This window comes from Nonomuraea sp. NPDC049158, assembly GCF_040648335.1.
Lineage (GTDB): Bacteria > Actinomycetota > Actinomycetes > Streptosporangiales > Streptosporangiaceae > Nonomuraea.
Genome location: NZ_JBEZDM010000020.1, coordinates 1 through 20,752, shown reverse-complemented (window position 1 = coordinate 20,752; position 20,752 = coordinate 1). Strand labels below are relative to the sequence as shown.

At 71.2% G+C, this 20,752-nt stretch carries 18 protein-coding genes; 10 read left to right on the top strand and 8 right to left on the bottom strand.

What is annotated here, in order from left to right:
- Window positions 1-28: 28 nt before the first annotated feature.
- Both AB0B61_RS34765 and AB0B61_RS34760 read right to left on the bottom strand, forming a co-directional pair.
- On the bottom strand, window positions 29-5,035 hold the full coding sequence (locus tag AB0B61_RS34765; RefSeq protein ID WP_358441119.1) for a DNA-binding protein: 5,007 nt from the start codon (window positions 5,033-5,035) through the stop codon (window positions 29-31).
- 2 nt (window positions 5,036-5,037) lie between these two features.
- Window positions 5,038-5,904, bottom strand: a complete 867-nt coding sequence (locus tag AB0B61_RS34760; RefSeq protein WP_358441117.1) for a DUF4132 domain-containing protein — start codon at window positions 5,902-5,904, stop codon at window positions 5,038-5,040.
- A gap of 327 nt (window positions 5,905-6,231) precedes the next feature.
- Between AB0B61_RS34760 and AB0B61_RS34755 the strand changes: the two genes are divergently transcribed.
- The 3 genes from AB0B61_RS34755 to AB0B61_RS34745 all read left to right on the top strand — a co-directional run bounded on the left by AB0B61_RS34755 (window position 6,232) and on the right by AB0B61_RS34745 (window position 8,517).
- A complete protein-coding gene (locus tag AB0B61_RS34755) occupies window positions 6,232-6,555 on the top strand; it encodes a hypothetical protein (RefSeq protein WP_358441114.1) in 324 nt (107 codons plus the stop codon).
- A 192-nt stretch (window positions 6,556-6,747) separates the two neighbouring features.
- Window positions 6,748-8,061, top strand: coding sequence for a hypothetical protein (locus tag AB0B61_RS34750; protein ID WP_358441111.1), 1,314 nt, complete (start codon window positions 6,748-6,750; stop codon window positions 8,059-8,061).
- Between the two features lie 177 nt (window positions 8,062-8,238).
- Window positions 8,239-8,517, top strand: coding sequence for a hypothetical protein (locus AB0B61_RS34745; RefSeq protein ID WP_358441108.1), 279 nt, complete (start codon window positions 8,239-8,241; stop codon window positions 8,515-8,517).
- On the opposite strand, the gene AB0B61_RS34740 is transcribed toward AB0B61_RS34745, so the two are convergent.
- From AB0B61_RS34740 to AB0B61_RS34715, 6 genes are read right to left on the bottom strand one after another with little or no spacing between them, the layout of a single operon-like run.
- Window positions 8,498-8,881 (bottom strand): universal stress protein, encoded by a 384-nt coding sequence (locus AB0B61_RS34740; RefSeq protein ID WP_358441105.1) that lies wholly within the window; start codon window positions 8,879-8,881, stop codon window positions 8,498-8,500. The two genes, AB0B61_RS34745 and AB0B61_RS34740, sit on opposite strands and share 20 nt — an antisense overlap.
- Window positions 8,878-10,377, bottom strand: coding sequence for a tripartite tricarboxylate transporter permease (locus AB0B61_RS34735; RefSeq protein WP_358441102.1), 1,500 nt, complete (start codon window positions 10,375-10,377; stop codon window positions 8,878-8,880). Before AB0B61_RS34735 ends, AB0B61_RS34740 begins: the two co-directional genes overlap by 4 nt.
- 16 nt (window positions 10,378-10,393) lie before the next feature.
- Window positions 10,394-10,909 (bottom strand): tripartite tricarboxylate transporter TctB family protein, encoded by a 516-nt coding sequence (locus tag AB0B61_RS34730; protein ID WP_358441099.1) that lies wholly within the window; start codon window positions 10,907-10,909, stop codon window positions 10,394-10,396.
- Complete coding sequence (locus AB0B61_RS34725; protein WP_358441096.1) at window positions 10,906-11,895, bottom strand: tripartite tricarboxylate transporter substrate binding protein; 990 nt, start codon at window positions 11,893-11,895, stop codon at window positions 10,906-10,908. Before AB0B61_RS34725 ends, AB0B61_RS34730 begins: the two co-directional genes overlap by 4 nt.
- Window positions 11,896-11,917: 22 nt before the next feature.
- The gene (locus tag AB0B61_RS34720) at window positions 11,918-13,210 is read right to left on the bottom strand and encodes a glucarate dehydratase family protein (RefSeq protein WP_358441094.1); all 1,293 of its coding nucleotides are present in this window, start codon (window positions 13,208-13,210) and stop codon (window positions 11,918-11,920) included.
- Window positions 13,211-13,225: 15 nt separating this feature from the next.
- Window positions 13,226-14,164 (bottom strand): 5-dehydro-4-deoxyglucarate dehydratase, encoded by a 939-nt coding sequence (locus AB0B61_RS34715; protein WP_358441091.1) that lies wholly within the window; start codon window positions 14,162-14,164, stop codon window positions 13,226-13,228.
- A gap of 95 nt (window positions 14,165-14,259) precedes the next feature.
- Between AB0B61_RS34715 and AB0B61_RS34710 the strand changes: the two genes are divergently transcribed.
- The 7 genes from AB0B61_RS34710 to AB0B61_RS34680 all read left to right on the top strand — a co-directional run.
- Complete coding sequence (locus AB0B61_RS34710) at window positions 14,260-15,078, top strand: IclR family transcriptional regulator (RefSeq protein ID WP_358441088.1); 819 nt, start codon at window positions 14,260-14,262, stop codon at window positions 15,076-15,078.
- Between the two features lie 39 nt (window positions 15,079-15,117).
- Window positions 15,118-16,254 carry a mandelate racemase/muconate lactonizing enzyme family protein gene (locus AB0B61_RS34705; RefSeq protein WP_358441085.1) on the top strand — a complete coding sequence of 379 codons (1,137 nt, stop codon included), beginning with the start codon at window positions 15,118-15,120 and terminating at the stop codon, window positions 16,252-16,254.
- A gap of 7 nt (window positions 16,255-16,261) precedes the next feature.
- Window positions 16,262-16,939 carry a FadR/GntR family transcriptional regulator gene (locus AB0B61_RS34700; RefSeq protein WP_358441082.1) on the top strand — a complete coding sequence of 226 codons (678 nt, stop codon included), beginning with the start codon at window positions 16,262-16,264 and terminating at the stop codon, window positions 16,937-16,939.
- A gap of 130 nt (window positions 16,940-17,069) precedes the next feature.
- Entirely contained in the window at window positions 17,070-17,549 is a 480-nt protein-coding gene (locus AB0B61_RS34695) for a peptidase inhibitor family I36 protein (RefSeq protein ID WP_358441079.1), read from the top strand.
- Window positions 17,550-17,689: 140 nt separating this feature from the next.
- Complete coding sequence (locus tag AB0B61_RS34690) at window positions 17,690-19,456, top strand: histidinol-phosphate aminotransferase family protein (protein ID WP_358441077.1); 1,767 nt, start codon at window positions 17,690-17,692, stop codon at window positions 19,454-19,456.
- Window positions 19,453-20,256 carry a phosphatidate cytidylyltransferase gene (locus AB0B61_RS34685; RefSeq protein WP_358441074.1) on the top strand — a complete coding sequence of 268 codons (804 nt, stop codon included), beginning with the start codon at window positions 19,453-19,455 and terminating at the stop codon, window positions 20,254-20,256. Before AB0B61_RS34690 ends, AB0B61_RS34685 begins: the two co-directional genes overlap by 4 nt.
- Window positions 20,257-20,271: 15 nt before the next feature.
- Window positions 20,272-20,752, top strand: a 481-nt coding sequence (locus AB0B61_RS34680) for a DUF1622 domain-containing protein (protein WP_358441071.1), incomplete at its 3' end; no start/stop codon positions are given.

Sequence of the window (20,752 nt, the reverse complement as noted above, 5' to 3'; positions counted from 1 at the left end):
TCCTTAAGAGAGTCGGAGGGGTGCGGGCTCAACGTCGCCGTCCGCGTTTGACCTTGAGCTCCTCGAAGCGGGGAACGTCGCCGTCGCGCACCCGCTGCCACGCCTTGGCGTAGAGGTCGGCGACGGGCTCGATCGGGATGCCGTCATAGTCGGTCAGGTCGAACAGGGCCAGCTTCCACTGCTCCACCGGAAGCAATGGCGCCGTCTGCTCCACCCACCCGCCGGGCAGGAACAGCGTGCGCGCCGCCCGGCTCCGGCTCGCCTCGACGACCAGGTCGGTCGCGGCCAGCTCGGCGCGGGCCGCCTTGAGCCGGGCGGGCTTCCAGCCCGTCCACCGGGCGACGTTGCGGTCGGTGGGATCGGGCAGGGCCAGCAGCATCAGGTAGTGGGTCGCGGCGTCCTCGCCGAGCCCGTACTCCTTCGCCACCTCGATGACCAGATCGGGTACGGACCGGGTGGGATCCTGCGGCCACCACGTCCCGTCCGCGTCCCGCTCCCCCTGCACCGGGTCGCCGGGATCGGCGAGCAGCGCCGCGAACCGCGGGTCGCGGGCGGTCCGCAACGCGATCTCAGCGGGGAACGACTCCTCGATGCCGAGCAGGGCGCGCAGGTACGGATCCGCACCTGCCGCGTCCAGCAACGCCACCCGGATGGCGGGAGCGGGTCTGTCGTCGCTGGTGGCCATGACGACGGCGCCGTATCTCTCGTAGCCCTGGCCGGTCTCGGTCGGGGTGCCCGCCGCCTTCCTGAACGCGGGCAGGTCGACGTATCGGCCCAGGTCGAGCATCAGGTCCGGGTTGGCCAGCCGCTCGCGGACCGCGGCCAGCGCCGCCGGCAGCGCGGCCCGGATCGGATCTCCGGCGGGCAGCCGGTACGCCAGCCACCGCGCGGTGGTGACGGCCATGACCAGCGAGTTCGTGGTGAACCCGGTGGCGTTGTCGTCGACGGGTACGGCCCGGTCACCGCGTACGGTCCAGGCCAGGTCGTGGCTCAGCTCCGGCGAAGCGGCCGGGTCGAGCAGGGCCCGAAGTGCCCGGCTCGTGTCCCAGCCGGTCCGCACCGCGCGAGCCGCCTCCCCGAGCAGCCATTCGGGAATCGCCGCCTGCGGCCCGACCTTGTCGTTCCACAGCGCCGCCGCGGCGGCCACGTCCGGGCCGTCGCTCCAGAGCCGGGCCGGGTCGCCGGGCAGGAGCGCCGCGACGAGCGCCTGCCGGATGTCGGCGTCCGTCTTGCGCAGCTCGTCCCTGGCGACGGTGGCATCGGCCAGCTTCACGCCGATCGTGGTACGGATTTCCTTGGTGAGGAAGTTGCGCTCGTACGTGTCCACGGACGGCAGACCCGCCACGATGAGCCGGGCCATCGTCTCGGAGACGCCGGTGAGCCGGGCGAACTCCTCGGCCGCCTCGGGCCGCCAGGGCGCCGGTCCCCGCGCGGCCAGCTCGGTGAAGAGCGCCTCCAGCCAGCCCGCCTCCCGCGTCACCCCGACCGGGACCGAGGACCGGACCGTGTAGGGATGGGGGACGTCGAACCGCCCGGCCGGGTCGTGGAACAGCACTGACCACACGCAACCGGAGTCGCCGGGGGATCCTGAGCTGACGAAGGCGAGGAACGCGCCATCCTCCAGTGGCAGGGTCCCGAGCCAGTCGCCGTCGCGCCAGTTGCCGTCGGGCTTGATCAGGAGGCGTTTGTCGAGGTGCAGGTCCATCCGTCGCCAGCTGGACGGATCGGCCGTGGTGGGCAGCCCGGCCTCGCTCAGCGCGCGGAGCAGCGCGTGCAGCGTGGCGCGGTGTTCCTCCTCGACCGTCACCGTCGCGACGCGGAAGGCCAGGGCGGCGGCGTTGTCGAGCAGGGGGTCCCATCGCAGGCCCGAGTCCGGCAGTTCCGGCAGGTCGAGGTGGGTGCGGCCCAACCTCGGCGCGGCCGCCCCCGCGGGACCCGGCTCCAAACGCCCCGACGTCAAGCCTCCGGACGCCGACACTCCAGACGTCAAGACTCCCGGCTCAGTAGCGCCCGGCTCAGACGGAGCCGACGCCGACGCCAGGCGGCGCCCGATCGTCTGGATCTGCTGGAAAGCGCCGTCGGCCCGCAGGCGCCAGGAGTATTTGACGAAGTCGCCGAGCCCCCGGAGCGCCTGGTCGAGCAGCGAGTCCGTGGGACCGGCGGGCGCCTGCTCCTGGTGTCCGCCGGCGAGCGCCTCGGAGAGCCTGGCCGCGACGGTGTGCAGTGAGGTCTGCTGGGTCCCGGCGAAGCGGACGACCCCGGCGATGCCGGCCACGAGCGCGTCATGGCTGACCTGCGGAAGCAGCGTCCGGACCCGCGCCTCCAGGTCTTCCTCCCCGGCGACCTCAAGCAGGGCCGCCGCGGTGTCCAGGTCGAGGGCGCGCAGGGCCGCGGAGCCCTCCGGGTCCCTCGGGCGCAGGTAGCACCAGTAGCGCAGCGGCGGCAGGATGAGGCTGCCCTTGGCGAAGTGGCCGGGGGCGTCGTCCGTGCGGGCCACGGAAGTGACCACTCCGTCCGGATCGACCAGGCTGAGCCGATAGCTTCCCCAGATGATGGCCCGTGGCCGGTCGTCCCCGGGGAACGTCAGAGCACGCTTCGGCGTCCCGGCGTCGGGCGCCAGGGTGACCGTACGGCCCGAGACGTCTTCACCGCGGAGCGACCCGTCAGGCAGCCGCACCACACGCCAGCCGAACAGCCCGTTCACGGGAGTGCCCACAGGGGTGACTTCGTCCGATGGCGCGGGAACCAGCCAGCCCGCGTGGAACTCGCTGCCGGCCGGGGCGTCGCGGAGCGCGTCGGCGAGGAAGGTGGGCCTGCCCTTCCTGCCCACCTGTCCGCTGACCGGGTCGTACTCGTACCAGTCGGTCGTGCGGTGATCGGAGCCGTCCCAGGTCCACACCCAGTAGGAGGTGCCGTCGGTGATCACCGACGACTCCCCGGGGAGGGCCGTGTCGCCACGGTGCAGCACCCCCTGACCGGTGGTCCGCCCGCCGCCGGGCAGGGGCAGGGTGACCGCGTCGTCGCCGCGGTACCAGTCCATGCGCGTCCCGCGGGTGTTGGTGCCCTCTATCGGGTGGAGACGGTCAGGGGCCGTGTGCCAGTAGCCGCGCAGCCGGAAGTCGAGGTCGCGGGACTGCCAGTAGACGAGCAGCTCGCCGTCCACATAGTGCAGGCCGACGGCGTTCCAGGAGTCTCCGGCCGGGATGCGCAGGTCATGGGTGAGCACGGTGCCCTCAGGACCGAGCACCCGGGCCTGCGCGGCGCCCGCCGTGAGCAGGTACGGCCAGGCGTCGGCGACGACGATGTCGTCGACGTCCTTCTTCGGTACGAGCGACGCGGCCGCCTCCTCCCAGGCCGGCCAGCCCAGCTCGTCGAACAGCCCGGCCCGCAGGGTGCGGGCGAGCACCGGCGCGATCCGCGCCGCCGCCGCCCGGCGTACCTCGTCCTCGGCCAGGACCAGCGCCTCGCCCGGCAGCCAGGCCAGGCGGCGCAGGGCGTCGGGCAGGTCCGGCAGCCCGGCGGCGGTGGAGCGCAGGGCCACCTTGCGGATCCATTCGGCCAGCATCGGCCGGCCGCCGGGCGACTTGGTCAGCAGGCGGATGGCCCGCCGGCCGTCCTCGTCGTCGCTGAAGCCGTTGGCCGCGCGCTCGAAGGAGGGCCGGAACCGGCCGTCGGCGGCCAGGGCGACCAGGTCGCGCTGCCCCTCCCCCTTCGCCCAGGGCTCCAGCCGCAGCGAGTCGCCGTCCTCGGGATCGCGCACCGGAAGGCCGAGGGCGAGCAGCAGATCGAGCAGGTCGACGTCATAAGAGATCGTCAGCGTCCGTCGCTGCCCGGCCAGTTCGGCGCGCAGCTGGTCGGCCGCCCGCTCCACCAGCGTGTAGAGGTCGGGCAGGCGGGACGGCACCCCCCAGCCGTAGTTGCGGGCCTTCAGGAACCGTTCGAGCCAGCCGACGGTGCCGTCGCCGGGCCGTTCCGGTGCCTGGCCGGAGACCAGCCCGGCGGTGGCGCCGGACGCCTCGAGGATCTCCAGCCACAGGCCCGCCAGCTCTCCGTCCCGGGACTCCGGCATGATGTTCAGCAGCGTCTCCCGCACCTCGGGCTCCCGCGACGCCAGCGCCGCGATCCCCGTACGGTGGGCCTTCCACCAGCCCGTCGCGGCCCGATGGGCGGCCGGCAGGGCGAGCAGCTCGGCCAGGTAGGCCTGCTCCTTCGCGTCCACGTCGACCCCGGCGGCCTTGGCCAGGCGGCGCAGGTCCGTCGTCATCTGCGCCGACGGCGGCAGCCCGCCCGCGGTGCGCCGCACGCACAGCCGCGTGAAGCGGCGCAGCGCCTCGTCGGCGGGCACCCGGGCGGCCAGCTCCTTGGCGTAGCCGGACAGCACCTTCACCGGCAGCGCTCCCGCCAGCGCGAACTCCAGGAACACCTCGTCGAGCCGGTCCTCGTCGATCGCGAGCCCGTGCTGCGCCTCGGCCCGGCGCGCGCTGGAGAACATCTGCGCGGCGTAGGTGGCGTTCTCGACGCCCAGGAACACCCGGCCGCTCTGCTCGTAGAACGTGGGCAGGAAGTGGGGCACGGACGCGGCCAGCTGAGCGGCCAGCCGCTGGTAGGCGTCGAGCGCGGCCTTCGGCTTGGACTTCGCCTGCCGGGCCGCGCGCTCCAGCTCCGGCACGACGGCGAGCGCGTGATGGCCGTCTTCGGGGTGGTGCACCAGCACCCATTCGGGGAAGCCGAGCGAGCGCCGCAGGCCCAGACCGACCTCGGCGGGCTCGCCGTCGGGCGCCAGGCCCAGGAAGCTCGCGGCCAGGTCCTCGGCCGAGCCGAGCTCCCCGGCGACCAGTCGCACGACCACGCGGTCGTCCAGTCCGGGATGGCGGTAGGTACGGGCGGTCATCGGCACGGCCCGCTCGCCGGCCCCCTCGGTGCCCGGCGGCAGCACGGCTCCGGCCTTCAGCAACTCCGCGGCCTGAGACTGGCCGACGCGCTGATCATCCTGCGGTTCCGCGGCCTGAGACCGCGGCTCTGTGCCCTGAGACATGGTCACGCGTCCTTCCCCTCTTCGACCCGCCGCCCGGCGTAGAGCGCCGCGGCCATCCGCATCCCCTCCGACCAGGCCACCGGCCCGACCTCGCGCAGCGGCAGTGTCCTGCCGTCGAGGTCCTGCCAGCTCAGGTCGCCCGTCGTCATCTCGCCGTCCCAGTAGGGCTCGCCGATCCAGACGGTCGCCTCCGCGAGGCTGCCCCCGTCGCGGACCCGGCAGGTGGCGTAGCCGCCGGAGACGCGGTAGCCGAGCGCGGTGGCCCGCGCGGCCAGGCCGAACCTGGAGTCGTAGGTGCCGCCGGAGAACTCCGACACGGCCGTCTCCGTCGCCTTGAGGCCGGCGGGCTTGCGCCAGGTGGCCCGGTGGATCTGCTCGACCTTCTGGACCACGCCCAGCTCCGCGGCGAACTCCCGCAGGTCGTCCAGGTCGGGCAGCAGCACGGGATGCGGCAGGGTCACCGTGCGCGGCGACAGGCGTACGGTCTCGCCGTCGAGGTTGACCACCCGCAGCTCTCCGGTGTCGGTGGCGTCCCGCAGGAAGCCGACCTCGTCGGGGTCGTCACCGACCACGGCCAGGTCCCGCAGGGCCGACTGCCACGCCTCGTCCGGCCACACGCGGGCCAGCAGCCCGGTCGGCACCGGCAGGGAGGAGACCATCCAGAGGTCCACCTGCGTCACGCACGCGGCGGCGTGCCGGTCGAGCCACTCGGCGAAGCGGCGCAGCCGGTCCACCTCGGGATGATCGCGCAACGCCTTCGGCAGCGACTTCAGCTGCCGTCCCGCCGACCGGCCGGAGGTGGCTCGCGCCGCCACCCGGCCCTCTATGAGGGCGACCTCATACCCGTCGCCCGCTGCCAGCCAACCCAACGGTCCCCGCCTTTCACCATGCACGAACGTCGAATGAGCAGGGGTTTTCCAGCCCCTGCTGTGCAACTGCGCCGAACGTTAGCGACCCCGACCGACAAACCCGTTCGCGGTCCTCCAGAGGCTCCGACGGCGCGCACGGGGGTGGGGTGGCGAGCCATTCGCGGGCTGCTTTGTCGGCCTGCGAAATGCGGTGATCCGTCAGAGATGGCTGGTACGGTACCGGCTTTCCGCCTAATGACGGGACTTTTCCCTTTAGGGCCATTGCACAAGAAACTTTCCTAACAGATACTCCGGATGAAGTGTTCACCCCCCACCTCTGGAGTCGCCGTGCTTCGTCGTGTCCTCACCCTGACCTCGGTCGTCGCCGCCACCCTGCTCGCCGTCGCCCTGCCCGCCCAGGCGGCCGAAGTGGACGTCACCTTCGGGCCGACGTCGATCGGCGACTACTGCCATGCGAAGGTCAGCTCGGCCTCGTGGATCGGCTTCTACGAGGCGGGCGGCCTCAGGTGCTACGCGAGCGGCACCGGCGGCCCGCCGCAGTACGCCGGATCCGGCGACCCCTACCTGGCGTGCAAGTTCCTCACCACGGAGGTCGTCATGAGCGCCAGGCGGGGCACGTCCGACGCCCTGGTGTGCAGGGTGATCATCTGAAGCCCCTTTGGTGATGATTTTCGGCTTCCTTACATGTTCCGGATACAAAATGGTCATTTTGGGTGTCGAAATTATCCAAGCGTCGCGGTTACAGTGACCCCGCAAGCCAGATGATCTTCATCCGGCTTCTTCGTCACCGCGATCAGGAGGCTGAGAACTCAGTTGCGCGCCTGGAACTTACCGACCCGGAACTTGACGTCGTACGCGGCGGGTGTGGCGGCCCTCGCGTTAGCGTTCGCGGGGGCCGTCGCGGCCCCCGCGAACGCGGATGACATCGACACCTACTACCTCGACAGCGTCCACGGCAACGACTCGGCCGCCGGGGACTCCCCGGCCACGGCGTGGAAGACGCTGGCCAAGGCTTCCGCAGCGGACCTGGCCCCGGGCGAAAAACTCATGCTCAGCCGCGGCAGCTCGTGGTCCGGGCAGCTGGCCATCACCAAGTCGGGCGAGGCGGACGACCCGATCGTCGTCGACGCCTACGGCACGGGCGCCCGTCCGGTGCTCAAGGACGACAACGAGGCCTGCCTGTACCTCGGAGGCGACCACATCGAGGTCTACAACCTGCAGATCGGCGTGGACCAGGATCAGGGCCGCTGCTCGTGGGCGGGGATCAAGGTGGGCGGCAGTAACAACGTCATCGAGCAGAACTACATCACCGGCGCGGCGGCGGGCGTCTACATCGAGACGAGTGCCCGGTACACCTCGGTGACCAGCAACGAGTTCGTCAACAACAACTTCATGAGCAAGCTCACGCCGCAGGAGGAGAACGACAACGACGACTCCGGCGCGTTCGCGATGCTGGTGCAGGGCGACGACTCCAACATCGGCTGGAACACCATCACCGGCTCGGTGGCCTTCAGCTACGACTACGAGTTCGACGGCGCGGCCGTGGAGATCTTCATGGGCTCCCGCAACTACGTCCACCACAACCTCGCGCTCGACAACGACACCTTCACCGAGCTGGGCACCAGCCGCAACGACGACGGAACGACCAACGACCCCGACGGGACCTCCGGCAACGTCTTCGAGTACAACGGCATCTACGGAGACAGGACCCGCTCCGGCATCGTCACCCGCGGCCCGGTGAAGGACAACGGCGAGATCGAGACGAACGGCCCGGTGTTCGGCACCGTGTTCCGCAACAACTCGATGAACCTGCCCAACTCCGACGCCGAGGGCGTCGTCTGCTACGCGGGCTGCACGAACGCGCACTTCAAGCTCTCGCAGAACATCGTCGTGGCCGGGAAGAAGAGCGCCTACGCCGACTCCACCTTCACCGCCAACGACCACAACGTCTTCTACGGTGGCCAGTACCAGATGACAGCCGGCACCGCCAACGTGCGCAGGGACCCGAAGTTCGACACCGACCCGAGCAGGCCCCTGCGGCTGCTGAGCGGGAGTCCGGCGATCGGTCTCGGTGTCAAGAAGTTCAACCCCATCGACCTGGCCGGAGCCACGGTGGGCGGAAACGGCACCATCGAAGCCGGGGCCTACGAGTACTAATCTGTAGGCCATGCGAGCAGTGGTGATCGGCGCCAGCGGCCATATCGGCACCTACCTGGTTCCCTGTCTCGTCGACGCGGGGCACGACGTCTCGAGGCGCACCTGCTCGACCGCGCCCACCGTGACGGCTTCCCGGCCACCGTCATCCATCCCGGCCACATCACCGGCCCGGGATGGATGCCGGTCAACCCGGCGGGCAACCTCGACCCGGCCGTCTTCCAGGCCCTGGCCGACGGCACCGAGGTGACCCTGCCCAACCTGGGCATGGAGACCGTCCAGCACGTGCACGCCGACGACGTGGCGCGCGTGTTCATGGACGCGCCGGCCAACCCGTCCAGCTCCGTGGGCGAGTGCTTCCACTCCGTCGCCACCACCGCCCTGACGCTGCGCGGCTACGCCGAGGCGGTCGACTGGCTCGTCACGGCGGGGACCATCGCTAAGCAGCCGGCTCCTTGACGGCGAGCACCGGGCAGCCGGCTTCGAGCAGGATCCGCTGGGCGCTGCTGCCCATGATCAGTTTGCCGACCGGTGAGCGCCTGCGCAGCCCGATGACGATCAGGCTCGCCGAGCTTGCCTGCGCCGCGGCGAGCACGGCCTCGGCGACGTCTTCGTCGGCCACCTGCTCGAAGTCGTAGGAAACCGATTCCGGGACCAGGCCCTTGATCTCTTCCACGTCCGCGGTCGAGGCGTCGACGTAGGCGCCGGGCCGCGAGACGTTGAGGATCTTCAGCGGCGCCCCTCGGAGCGCGGCTTCCGCGATCGCGTGCTCGAGCGCGACCCGGCCCAGCGGGTTGGGCACATATCCCACGATGACCGTCATGCTGCGGCCTTTCTACGTTGCTTGCGAAGGGTCCGGCTCAGCGGCGGGACGACGATGATGAGCAGGATCGCCACCAGCAGGGTCGCGGCGATCGGCTGGCCGAAGAAGCCGGTCACCTGCCCGTCGAACAGGCGCATCGAGCGCCGGAAGGACGACTCCAGCAGGCTGCCGAGGACGAAGGCCAGCACCAGGGGCCCCGGCTCGAAGCCGACCTTCTTCATCAGATAGCCGACGATCCCGAGGCCGACCATCAGGAACATGTCGAAGACGTTCATGCGGACGGTGTAGACGCCGATCATGGTGATCAGGATCGTCAGCGGCGCCAGGATGGCCGCCCGGATGCGCAGGATCTTCACGAAGATCCCGATCAGCGGCAGGCTCATGGCCAGCAGCAGGATGTTGCCGATGTACATCGAGTTGACGACGCCCCAGAACAGGTCCGGCTTCTCCTGCACCAGCAGCGGCCCCGGCGTGATGCCCTGGAGCAGCAGCGCGCCGAACATGATGGCCATGGTCGCGTTCGCCGGGATGCCCAGGGTGAGCAGCGGGATGAAGGAGGAGGTGGCGGCGGCGTTGTTGGCGGTCTCGGGTCCGGCGACGCCCTGGATGGCGCCCTTGCCGAACCGTTCGGGGTGCTTGGCGGTCTTCTTCTCCACCGCGTACGCCACCATCGACGACATGGTCGCCCCGCCGCCGGGCAGGATGCCGAGGATGAAGCCCACCAGGGAGCCGCGGGTGATGGCCCCCTTGGACTCGCCGAGGTCCTTGCGCGAGGGGTAGACGGAGCCGACGCTGGGCGCGGGAGCGCTCTTGCCGCGCAGCGACTCCAGGCTGTAGAGGATCTCGCCGACGCCGAACAGGCCCATCGCGACGATCACGAAGTCGATGCCGTCGAGCAGCTGGTCGCTGCCGAACGTCAGGCGCGAGGTGCCGGCCAGCGGGTCCTGGCCGATGGTGGCCAGCAGCAGGCCGACGGTGGCCATCAGGATGCTCTTGGTCGTGGAGCCGGTGCCGAGCGTCGAGACCAGCAGGATGCCCAGCAGGGCCAGCGCCGTGTACTCGGCGGGGCCGAAGTCCAGCGCGAACCCGGCCACCAGCGGGGCGACGAAGGTGAGCGCGATGATCGCGACCGTGCCGCCGATGAAGGAGCCGATCGCCGCGATGCCGAGCGCGGAGCCGGCCCGGCCCTGTCTGGCCATCTCGTGACCGTCGATCGCGGTCACCACGCTGGACGCCTCGCCCGGCAGCCGCAGCAGCACCGAGGTGATCGTGCCGCCGTACTGGGCGCCGTAGAAGATGCCCGCGAGCATGATGATCGCGGCCGTCGGCTCGATGTTGTACGTGACCGGCAGCAGGATCGCGATCGTGGCGGCGGGCCCGAGGCCGGGCAGGACGCCCACGAGCATGCCCAGCGTGACGCCGAGCAGGCAGTAGAACAGGTTCTCCGGTTGGAAGACGACCCCGAACCCGGCGATCACCGGGGAGAAGAAATCCATGGTCAGCCGATCTGGTTCAGAAGGGCAGGATGTGCGGGAGTGACACGCCCAGCCCGGTGACGAACAGCAGGTAGAGGACGGCGGTCGTGCCGAGCGAGATGATCACGGTCATCCGCCAGCCCTCTCGCCCGAGTCCTTTCAGCCACAGGACGAGCAGCGCCACGGTGGGGATCTCGAAGCCGATCCGCTCGAACAGCAGCGCGTAGCCCACGAGGGAGACGGCCGCGACGACGACGATCAGGGCCTCGCGGGTGAAGGTCTCCTCCTCGCCGGTCGGCCCGGACCGCAGCACGAGCACCGCCGCGGTCACGACCATGGCGACGCTGACGGCCAGCGGCCACAGCCCGGGGCCCGGGTTGGACAGCGTGCCCACCCCCAGGCTCCACGACATGATCCCGGTGATCACACCGAGGGCGAGCGGGATGAGCGCCGCGACGATGTTCTGCCGTCGGGCGTAGGCCGGACTCGGCGGGACGGGCAGCAGCCCGTCCTCCTCCTCCGGCACGCCTTCCTCGGGGACGACGCTGGTCATTGCTGGCCCGTGAGGTCGATCCCGAGCTTCTTCGTCAGCGCGGCGAACTCGCCCTGGGCCTTGGTGAGCTGCGTCTTGACCTCGTCGCCGCCGACCTCCCAGCGGCCGATGTAGTTGGACTTCAGCAGCTCGCCGTACTCGGGCGTGGCGATGGCCTTGTCGATGGCGCCGGCCAGCTTGTCGCGTACGTCGGCCGGCAGCCCGGCGGGCCCGGCCACGAACCTGCGCTGGTCCACCACGACGTCATAGCCGGATTCGGTGGCCGTCGGCGTGTCGGGCAGCGCCTCGACGCGCTTGGTGCCGAAGACGGCCAGCGCCCGGAGCTTGCCGGACTGGACGTGCTTGGCGGCCTCGGCGATCTGCACGGACGCCGCGTCGACCTTGCCGCCCAGGACCGCGGTGATCGTGGGGGCGCCGCCGTCGAACGGCACGGGCGTGGCCTTGACCTTCGCCACCCCGAACAGCAGGGCCTGGGACAGCTGGCTGCCCGTCCCCGCGCCGGTGGTGCCGTACTTGAGGTTGCCGGCCGCGAGCAGGTCCTTGAGCGACTTGTACGGCGAGGCGGCCGGCACGACCAGGGCGTAGTCCTCGACGGCCAGTCCCTTGACGAAGGTCATGTCCTCGAGCTTGATGGCGTCGGGGTCCTGCACCATGAGCGGCCCGATGGCGAACAGCGACTGCGGCATCACGGCCACCCGGTAGCCGTCGGGCTTGCTGCTGAAGACGTCCTTACCGGCGATCTTGCCGTTGGCGCCCGGCTTGTTGACCACCACGGCGGGCTTGCCGAGCGGCTTCTCGATGCTCTTGGCCAGGGCGCGGGTGACCAGGTCGGTGCTGCCGCCCGGCTCCGTCGGGACGGTGAACTCCACGGCCTTGCTGGGGTAGGCGGCGCCGTCACCGGCACCGCCGCCCTTGACCGAGCAGGCGGACATGGCGACCACTGCCAGCAGGGCGCCGCCGATGCGCAGGCCGATCGTGGATGACATTCTCATCAGAGTGTTCTCTCTTTCACCAGCGTGGAAGCGGGGGCTGGACCCACGTGGGGTCGGCCACGCGCATGGCGGCCACATCGTCCCTGTCGCGGAAACCGCTGAGCTCGTTCCAGCGTTCGTGCAGGGCGGCCAGGGCGTCACGGTCGAGTTCGACCCCGAGGCCAGGAGCGTCGGACACCTCGAGGGCGCCGCCGACGAAGCGGTGCGGCTCGGTGATGACGTCCTCGGTCTGCCAGGGCCGGTGGCTGTCGCAGGCGTACTCCAGGTCCGGAATGACGCTGGCGACGTGGGTCATCGCGGCGAGACTGATGCCGAGATGGGTGTTGGAGTGCATCGACAGCGCGACTCCGTAGGTGCGGCACAGCGCGGCGAGCTCGCGCGTGGCGTGCAGGCCGCCCCAGTAGTGGTGGTCGGACAGCACCACCTGGACGGCGTCCTTGGCGAACGCCTCGGGGATCTCGCCGAACGTGGTGACGCACATGTTGGTGGCCAGCAGCGCGCCGGTCCTGGCGCGTACCTGCGCCATGCCGTCGATGCCGGTGGTCGGGTCCTCCAGGTACTCCAGCTGACCGTCGAGCTCCTCGGCGACGCGCACGCTCGACTCGACCGACCAGCCGCCGTTCGGGTCCAGGCGCAGCGGGTGGTCGGGGAAGGCCTCGGCCAGCGCCTTGATGGCCGCGATCTCCTCCTCGGGCGGGAACACGCCGCCCTTGAGCTTGAAGGAGCCGAACCCGTAGGTCTCGGTGAACCGCCGCGCCTGCCGTACGACGCCTTCGGGGTCGAGGGCGGCGCCCCAGTCGTCGCGCGGCGCGTCCTCCATGGGGTGCTCGGCCCAGCGGTAGAACAGGTAGCCGCTGTAGTCGACCCGGTCGCGCACCTTGCCGCCGAGCAGCGCGTGCACGGGCAGGCCGAGCGTCCGGCCGAGGGTGTCCAGGCTGGCGACCTCGAACGCCGAGACCACGCTGCGGACGATCTTCTCGTTCGTACGGCTGCCGCGCAGCCCGGCCGGGTCGAACTCGTTGATCGTGCCGGGCGTCAGCCCCGCCGAGTCGTAGGCCAGCTCGTGCAGCCCGTTCAGCGCGGTCAGCGGCCGGCCGATGACGGCCTTGGCGACGTTCCGCGCCACCTCGAGGTATTCGGTGTCGCCATAGGTCTCGCCGACCCCGGTGGCGCCGGTGTCGGTCTCGAGCTCGACGATGGTGCGGGGGGTGTACGGCTGGTGGACGCCGAGGACGTTGAGCAGCGGCGGGTCGCTGATCAGGATCGGGGTGACGGTCGCCCGGACGATCCGAGGGATGGGTTGCGACATGTGGGGATTCCTTCCTTACCGGACGAGGTCGAGGCCGGTGTCCAGCAGGGCGCGGAGTTGTTCGAGGTGCTCGGGCGGGGGGTCGGCGAGCGGGGCGCGTACGGAGCCCACGGGCACTCCCCGCAGCTTAGCCGCGGCCTTGACCAGCGAGACGCCGTAGCCGATGCCCTTGTCGCGCAGCTCGACCAGGGGGACGTAGAAGCGGCTCAGCAGCAGCTCGACCCGCTCATGGTCGTCGGCGTGGAAGGCGCGGAAGAAGTCCTTGGCGATCTCGGGGGCGAAGGCGTGGACAGCGGAGGAGTAGGCGGGCACGCCGATGCTCCGGTAGGCGCGGGCCTGCATCTCGGCCGTCGCGGCGCCGTTGAAGAACAGCCACTCCGGCGGCGCGGCCAGCTTGAGCCGCTGCAACTGGTCGAGGTCGCAGTGTCCGTCCTTGAGGCCGATCACGTTCGGTATCGCGGCCAGCCCGGCGATGCTGCCCAGCGCCACCTTCACCTGGGCGCGCTGGTAGACGATCACGGGCAGCGAGGTGCTTTCGGCGACCCGCCGTACGTGCTCGACCAGGCCCTCCTGGGGCGCCTCCACCAGATAAGGCGGCATCAGCAGCAGCGCGTCGGCCCCGGCCCGCTCGGCGATGGCGGCGAAACGGGCGGCCTGGGCCCAGCCGTAGCCGGCTCCCACGACCACCGGCAGCGCCCCGGCCGCCTCCTCGACCGCGGCCGTGACGAGACTTTCGTACTCGTTCTCGGCCAGGGAGAAGAACTCGCCCGTCCCGCAGCACGGGAAGACCGCGCCGGGGCCGGCCGCGATCTGGTCGCGGAGGTAGGCGCGGAAGGCGCCGAGGTCCACGGCCCCGTCGGCGTCGAACGGCGTCAGCGGGAACGACAGAACGCCGGTCTCCATACCTCGCCGAAGCCTGGCGCGTACATCGTCACTTGTATACGTAGCGGTCATCCTGTCTCCATATGTAGATGCCTGTTACGTGGCGAGCAGTCTCGCTCCAAAATTGGTAATGTGTCAACAGGCCGTCCCCCGACAGATGAGGTGCGATGACACTCCCCCTAGACGAGGCCGAGGGCACGGCGCAGAGCGGCGTGCGGGGCGTGAAGTCCGCCGCCCGCACGGTCGAACTCCTTGAGCTCCTCGCCTCGCGACAGAACCGGCCGGCCCGGCTGCGCGAGCTGAGCGACGCGCTCGGCGCGCCCCGCAGCAGCATCTACGCGCTGATCCGCACGCTGGTCGAGCGCGGCTGGGTGCGCACCGACGCGAGCGGGACGCTGTACAGCATCGGCATCCGCGCCCTGCTGGCGGGCACCACCTATCTCGACACCGATCCCTACCTGCGCATCGTCCAGCCGCACATCAACGACCTCAGCGCGCTGCTCGACGAGACCATCCACTTCGGCCGCCTGGACCGTGGCGACATCGTCTACCTGGCCACCAAGGAGTCGAGCCAGTACCTGCGCCCCTTCAGCCGGGTCGGGCGCCGGCTGCCCGCCTTCAGCACGGCCATGGGCAAGTCGCTGCTGGCCGAGCGGCTCGGCACCGGCCTGGAGGTGCCGATCCCCCCGCAGCTCACTCCCCTGACGCCCAAGACGCTGGTGGACCGCGACGCCCTGACCCGGGATCTGGAGCTGACGCGCCGGCGCGGCTACGCCATCGACGACGAGGAGAACTACGCCGGCGTCATGTGCTTCGGCTTCGCGCTGCGCTACACCAGCCCGCCGACCGACGCCATCAGCTGCTCGGTGCCCATCGCCAACCTCACCGAGGAACGGACGAAGGAGATCACCGAGGCGATGGAGCGCACCCGGCTGGCCATCGAACGCATGGCCCCCATGGACCTGTCAGGGACCCCCGAGTTCTGATAGTTGTATGACGACATGGCGAGTTGTACGATGACCGCCATGACTTCCTCCGACCGCATCTCCTGGATCCGGCTCTCCTCTGTCTATCTGCCGCTCGCCACCCCGATCAGTGACGCGAAGGTGCTCACCGGGCGGCAGCGGCCGATGACCGAGATCGCCTTCCTGTTCGCCGAGATCGGCGCCGAGAGCGGCCAGCGGGGCTTCGGCTTCAGCTACTCCAAGCGCGCCGGCGGCCCCGGCCAGTACGCCCACGCCAGGGAGATCGCCCCGGACCTGCTCGGCGAGGACCCCAGCGACATCGCCCGCCTGTGGGAGAAGCTGGTCTGGGCGGGGGCGTCGGTCGGGCGCAGCGGCCTGTCCACGCAGGCGATCGCGGCCATCGACGTCGCGCTGTGGGACCTGAAGGCCAAGCGCGCCGGACTCCCCCTGGCCAAGCTGCTGGGCGCCCACCGCGACTCCGTACGCTGCTACAACACCTCCGGCGGCTTCCTGCACACCCCGATCGAGCAGGTCATCGAGAACGCGAGCGCCGCGCTCGAACGCGGCATCGGCGGCATCAAGCTCAAGGTCGGCCACCCCGACTCCCGGATCGACCTGGCCAGGGTCGGCGCGGTGCGCGAGCACCTGGGCGACCGCGTACCCCTCATGGTGGACGCCAACCAGCAGTGGGACCGGCCGGCCGCGCAGCGCATGGGCCGGGCCCTGGAGGAGTTCGGGCTGGTCTGGATCGAGGAGCCGCTGGACGCCTACGACAGCGCCGGCCACGCGGCGCTCGCGGCCTCGCTCGACACGCCGATCGCGACCGGCGAGATGCTCACCAGCGTCGCCGAGCACGCCGAGCTCATCCGCCTCGGCTCCGCCGACGTCATCCAGCCCGACGCGCCGCGCATCGGCGGCATCACGCCGTTCCTGCGCCTGGCGGCGCTGGCCGAGCACAACCGCCTGCAGCTGGCCCCGCACTTCGCGATGGAGATCCACCTGCACCTGGCCGCCGCCTATGGGCTGGAGCCCTGGGTCGAGCACTTCGAGTGGCTGGAGCCGCTGTTCGACGAGCGCCTGGAGATCAGCGATGGCAGGATGATCGTGCCCGACCGCCCCGGCCTCGGGCTGACCCCGAGCGAGCAGGCCGCCAAGTGGACCGCGGACCAGTGCGAGTTCGGCACCAGAAAGGACTGACGCCGCGATGGCGAGCCTGACCCAGACCCTCGTCGACGACCTGACGGCGCGCATCCAGGAAGGCGTCATCCACCCCGGCGACAAGCTGCCGACCGAGAGCAGCCTGGTGGAGACGTACGGCGTGAGCAGGACGGTCGTGCGCGAGGCCATCTCGCGGCTGCAGGCCGCCGGGCTCGTGGAGACCCAGCACGGCCGCGGCAGCTTCGTGTTGGCGCGGCCGGGCTCGGCCAGGTTCGAGTTCGGCCAGAGCGGCGAGCTGACCGTCGATGACGTGGTCGACCTGCTCGACTTCCGCCTGGCCTTCGAGGTCGAGGCCGCCGCGCTCGCCGCCCGCCGCGGCGGGGGACCCCGCCTGGACGACCTGCGGGCGGCGCTCGACCGGTTCGCCGCGAGCGCCGACAACCCGAGCACGGCGGTGAACGCCGACTTCCAGTTCCACCTCCGCATCGCGCTGGCGACGGGCAACCGCTACTTCGCCGACCTGATCACGTCGTTCGGCCCCTCCATGATCATCGTGCCGCGCGACCGGCTGTCGCCCGCCGGTCAGGGGCACTTCGAGCAGATCGTGGTCGAGCACGAGAACATCTACGCGGCCATCGAGCGCCAGGACGGCGACGGCGCGCGCGCCGCGACCCGCGTCCACCTGAGCAACAGCCGCGCCCGCCTGCTGGCCGCCCACCCCTAGCGGCCTGCCGCTCCCACTTGGGCGCCACCTGGGGCCCCATCTTTGCCCAACCCTCGACCAAGTGGCCCCTGGTTGCTCTAATGAAATTGCTACTCACACAGAGTAGTCAATCAATCGCGGAGAGTGACTAATGCGCGAGACCCCCCACCACGAGATCATCCCGGCGACCCACCGCACGACACGTCATCCGCATGTCGCGCGTACGGCGGTGACGCTGGCCGTCGCGGGCGTGGCAGCCCTGCTCATCCCCTGGAGCGCCCCGTCCACGGCGCACGCCGCCACGACGACGGCCGCGGCGCTCCCGCCCGGCGTCATCCAGCTCGCCGATGGCGAGCCCTGCCCTCCCGCGACGTTGTGCCTGTACCAGCACTACGGACGCAGAGGACCCGCGTACGGAGTCGGCGCGGGCTACCCGGTGGACCTCCACTGGCTGCCCATGGGCGACCAGTCGGCGGCCAACAACGTCTCGTCCTGGGTGAACAACACCGAGTCCGACGCGGTGCTGATCGATCTCGATAACGACAACCGGCGAGTCCTGCAGGCGGGCCGGCCCCTCGAAGAGCCGTCGGCCACCAACGACACGGTCGACCTGATCGAATGGGACACGTGACCCCGTCCGCGGGGCCATACCGACCACAGACCTGACAAGCCCTCGCCTGAACCGCGCCGCCGCGGTTCAGGCGAGGGCTTGGTCGGTTTCGAGAGGCGGGCGGCGGAAACCTGGCGGTGTCGGCGTACGTCGGACTAGACATGGTCATGCTGGAGATCCGCCCCGGGTCCGCGTTCGACAGAGAGTGGATCTACCGGCTGCGGCACGAGGTCTACGCGCACGAGCTCGGCCAGCACCCGCCCAACCAGGCCGAACGGCTGAGCGACGCCCTCGACGACGGCAACGTCTACATCGTCGCGGCCCACGGCGACCGGCCGGTGGGGTTCATCAGCGTCACGCCGCCCTGGGCGGGCCGCTATTCGATCGACAAGTACCTCAACCGCGCCGGGCATCCGGTCCTGGGCAGGGAGGACCTGTTCGAGATCCGCATCCTGACCGTGGACCCGCGCTGGCGGGGCTCGGCGGCGGCGCCGCTGCTCATGTACGCGGCGCTGCGCTGGGTGGCCGCGCACGGCGGCCGCGTCGTCGCGGCGCTGGGGCGGACCGAGATCCTCGCGATGTACCTGGCCGCCGGACTGACCGGCACCGGTACCCGGGTACACGCGGGGGCCGTCACCTTCGAAGTGCTGTCCGGGCAGGTGAGCGAGCTGGCCGAACGGGCGCGGCGGCACCATGGCCCCCTGCTGCGCGCCCTGGAGCCGCGGGTGCGCTGGAGTCTGGAGATGCCGTTCCTGCCCGGACCGCCCGCCTGCCAGCACGGTGGTGCCTCGATCGGGGTGGTGGGCCGCCGGTTCGACAGCCTGCCGGCGCGTGACGACGTCGTGCCCGCCGACGTGCTCGACGCCTGGTATCCGCCCGCTCCCGCCGTGGTCGAGCTGCTGGGCGGCGACCAGGGCTGGCTCGCCCGCACCTCTCCCCCGGCCCACCCCGAAGGGCTCATCGAGGAGATCGCCGAACAACGCGACCTGCCCCCGGACGCCGTCGCGACCGGGGCCGGCTCGTCGGACCTGATCTTCCGCGCGTTCCGCGGCTGGCTGGACGCCTCCTCCCGCGTCCTGCTGCCCGACCCCGTCTACGGGGAGTACGCCCACGTCGTCGAGCAGGTGATCGGCTGCCGCGCCGACCGGTTCCCCCTGTGCCGGGCCGACGGCTGGCGGCCGGACCTCGACCGCCTGCGGGACGCGCTGCGCGAGCGCTATGACCTGGTGGTCATCGTCAACCCCAACAATCCGACCGGCGTCCACACCGATGCCGGTGACCTGCGCCGGGTGATCGCGGACGCGCCGGGCGGGACGCGGTTCTGGATCGACGAGGCGTACGTCGAGTACGCCGACTCGGGGCATTCGCCGTCGCCGTCCCCGTCGAAGTCGTCGCCGTCGCAGTCGGCGTCGCTGGAGCGGTACGCCGCTGCCTCGGGCAATACCGTGGTGTGCAAATCGCTATCCAAGATGTACGCCTTATCCGGTCTGCGGGCGGCCTACCTCGCCGGACCGGCGGAACTGGCGGCCGAGTCGCGCCGCTGGGCCCCGCCCTGGGGGCTCAGCCTGCCCGCCCAGATCGCCGCCGTGCACGCCCTGCGCGACCCCGGCTACTACGCCGGATGCTGGGCCCGGACCCGTACCCTGCGCTCCGGCCTCGCCGAACGGCTCGCCGGCCTCGGCGCTGACCTGCGGGTCCACGAGTCGGCCGCCAACTTCGTCCTGCTGACGCTGCCCCGGTCCGGGCCGACCGCGGCCGGTCTGGTGGCAGCGTGCCGGCGGGACGGGGTGTTCCTGCGCGACCTGTCGCCCCTGTCCCCCGCCTTCGAGGGCCGGACGGTACGGATCACAGTGCGCGACCCTGACGCCAACGACCGCGTCGCCACCACCGTCGCCACCGCACTGGACCGCCTGCGGGCCACCCCGTGATCACACCTGCCACGGCCCTCCCGTACATCGCCGTCGCGCTCGTCGTCGGTGGGGTCGCCGTCGCGCTGTCGCGCCGGCGGGAGTACATGCTGCGCTGGTGCGCCTGGGCGGTGGCCGTGCCCGTGGTGGTCGCCGCCCTGTACGCCGGGCCGGGTGGGGCCGCGGTGCTCGCCGCCGTGGCCGGGGCGGTGCTCGCCGTCGAGTACGGCGGGCTGGTGGGACTGGCCATACCCGACCGGGTTGTGCTCGTGGCGGTCGCGGGCGCGCTGCCGCCGGTGGCGTGGCTGGCGCTGCCGTACCTGCCGCGGGTGCTGGTCGCCGCCGTCCTGGTCGTCGTGCTCGTGCCGCTGCTCGGGGGTGACGCGGCGGGCGGGCTCAGGAGGGCGTCGCTCGGGGTGTTCGGGGTGGTCTGGTTGCTCCCGTTGGTGGGGGTGGTGCTGCTCGGCCCGGTCGTGCTGGCCGTGTTCGTCGCGGTGTCGGTGGGCGACATCGCGGCCTCGTTCGCTGGGCGGTCGCTGGGCGGGCCGTCCCTGTCACCGCTGTCCCCGGCCAAGCGCTGGAGCGGCGCGCTCGCCGGGGCGGCCGTCGGGCTGGGCGCGCTGGCGCTGCTGGGGGCGTTCACCGTCCCGCTGGCGACCGCGGTGGCGGCGGGTGCCCCGCTGGGCGATCTGCTGGAGTCGATGGTCAAGCGCGGGGCCGGGGTCAAGGACTCGGCGTCGTGGCTGGCGGGCGCGGGCGGGCTGCTGGACCGGCTGGACTCCCTGCTGCTGACGCTCGCGCTCGCCTTGCTGCTCACCTGACGGGTGTATGCGACCATGATCCGGACGTATCGGCGGGCCGGGGAGAGGGACAGCGTGCAGGTGAAGGACGTCATCGAGCTCATCGGCACGGTGCTGGACATCGCGGGCGTGGCCGTTATCGCGGCCGGCCTGGTCATCGCCACCATCACGTACGGCGTGAGCCTGGCGCGGTCCCGCCAGGTGGCCGGTCTCTACCAGGCCTACCGGCGGGGCGTGGGCCGCTCGATCCTGCTGGGGCTGGAGTTCCTGGTCGGGGCCGACATCATCAAGACCGTGGCCGTCTCCCCCACCTTCCAGAGCGTCGGGGTGCTGGCCGTCATCGTCGCGGTCCGCACGTTCCTGAGCGTCTCGCTCCAGGTCGAGCTGGACGGCCGCTGGCCCTGGCAGCCGCCCCGTGCCGCCGGGGAGACCCCCGGGGAAGAGCCCGCGGCCCCCCACCACCCACAAGACACACGAGCCCGGTGGGGGGCCGGCCCCGTAGTGGTGGTGGTTGTTT

What these genes read in the sequence shown, in the direction of transcription:
- AB0B61_RS34695 (WP_358441079.1), top strand. Translation starts at nt 17,070, where the DNA reads ATGCGCGAGACCCCCCACCACGAGATCATCCCGGCGACCCACCGCACG.
- AB0B61_RS34700 (WP_358441082.1), top strand. Translation starts at nt 16,262, where the DNA reads ATGGCGAGCCTGACCCAGACCCTCGTCGACGACCTGACGGCGCGCATC.
- AB0B61_RS34705 (WP_358441085.1), top strand. Translation starts at nt 15,118, where the DNA reads ATGACTTCCTCCGACCGCATCTCCTGGATCCGGCTCTCCTCTGTCTAT.
- AB0B61_RS34740 (WP_358441105.1), bottom strand. Translation starts at nt 8,881, where the DNA reads ATGACGGTCATCGTGGGATATGTGCCCAACCCGCTGGGCCGGGTCGCG.
- AB0B61_RS34725 (WP_358441096.1), bottom strand. Translation starts at nt 11,895, where the DNA reads ATGTCATCCACGATCGGCCTGCGCATCGGCGGCGCCCTGCTGGCAGTG.
- AB0B61_RS34730 (WP_358441099.1), bottom strand. Translation starts at nt 10,909, where the DNA reads ATGACCAGCGTCGTCCCCGAGGAAGGCGTGCCGGAGGAGGAGGACGGG.
- AB0B61_RS34745 (WP_358441108.1), top strand. Translation starts at nt 8,239, where the DNA reads ATGCCGGTCAACCCGGCGGGCAACCTCGACCCGGCCGTCTTCCAGGCC.
- AB0B61_RS34735 (WP_358441102.1), bottom strand. Translation starts at nt 10,377, where the DNA reads ATGGATTTCTTCTCCCCGGTGATCGCCGGGTTCGGGGTCGTCTTCCAA.
- AB0B61_RS34710 (WP_358441088.1), top strand. Translation starts at nt 14,260, where the DNA reads ATGACACTCCCCCTAGACGAGGCCGAGGGCACGGCGCAGAGCGGCGTG.
- AB0B61_RS34720 (WP_358441094.1), bottom strand. Translation starts at nt 13,210, where the DNA reads ATGTCGCAACCCATCCCTCGGATCGTCCGGGCGACCGTCACCCCGATC.
- AB0B61_RS34765 (WP_358441119.1), bottom strand. Translation starts at nt 5,035, where the DNA reads ATGTCTCAGGGCACAGAGCCGCGGTCTCAGGCCGCGGAACCGCAGGAT.
- AB0B61_RS34690 (WP_358441077.1), top strand. Translation starts at nt 17,690, where the DNA reads ATGGTCATGCTGGAGATCCGCCCCGGGTCCGCGTTCGACAGAGAGTGG.
- AB0B61_RS34715 (WP_358441091.1), bottom strand. Translation starts at nt 14,164, where the DNA reads ATGACCGCTACGTATACAAGTGACGATGTACGCGCCAGGCTTCGGCGA.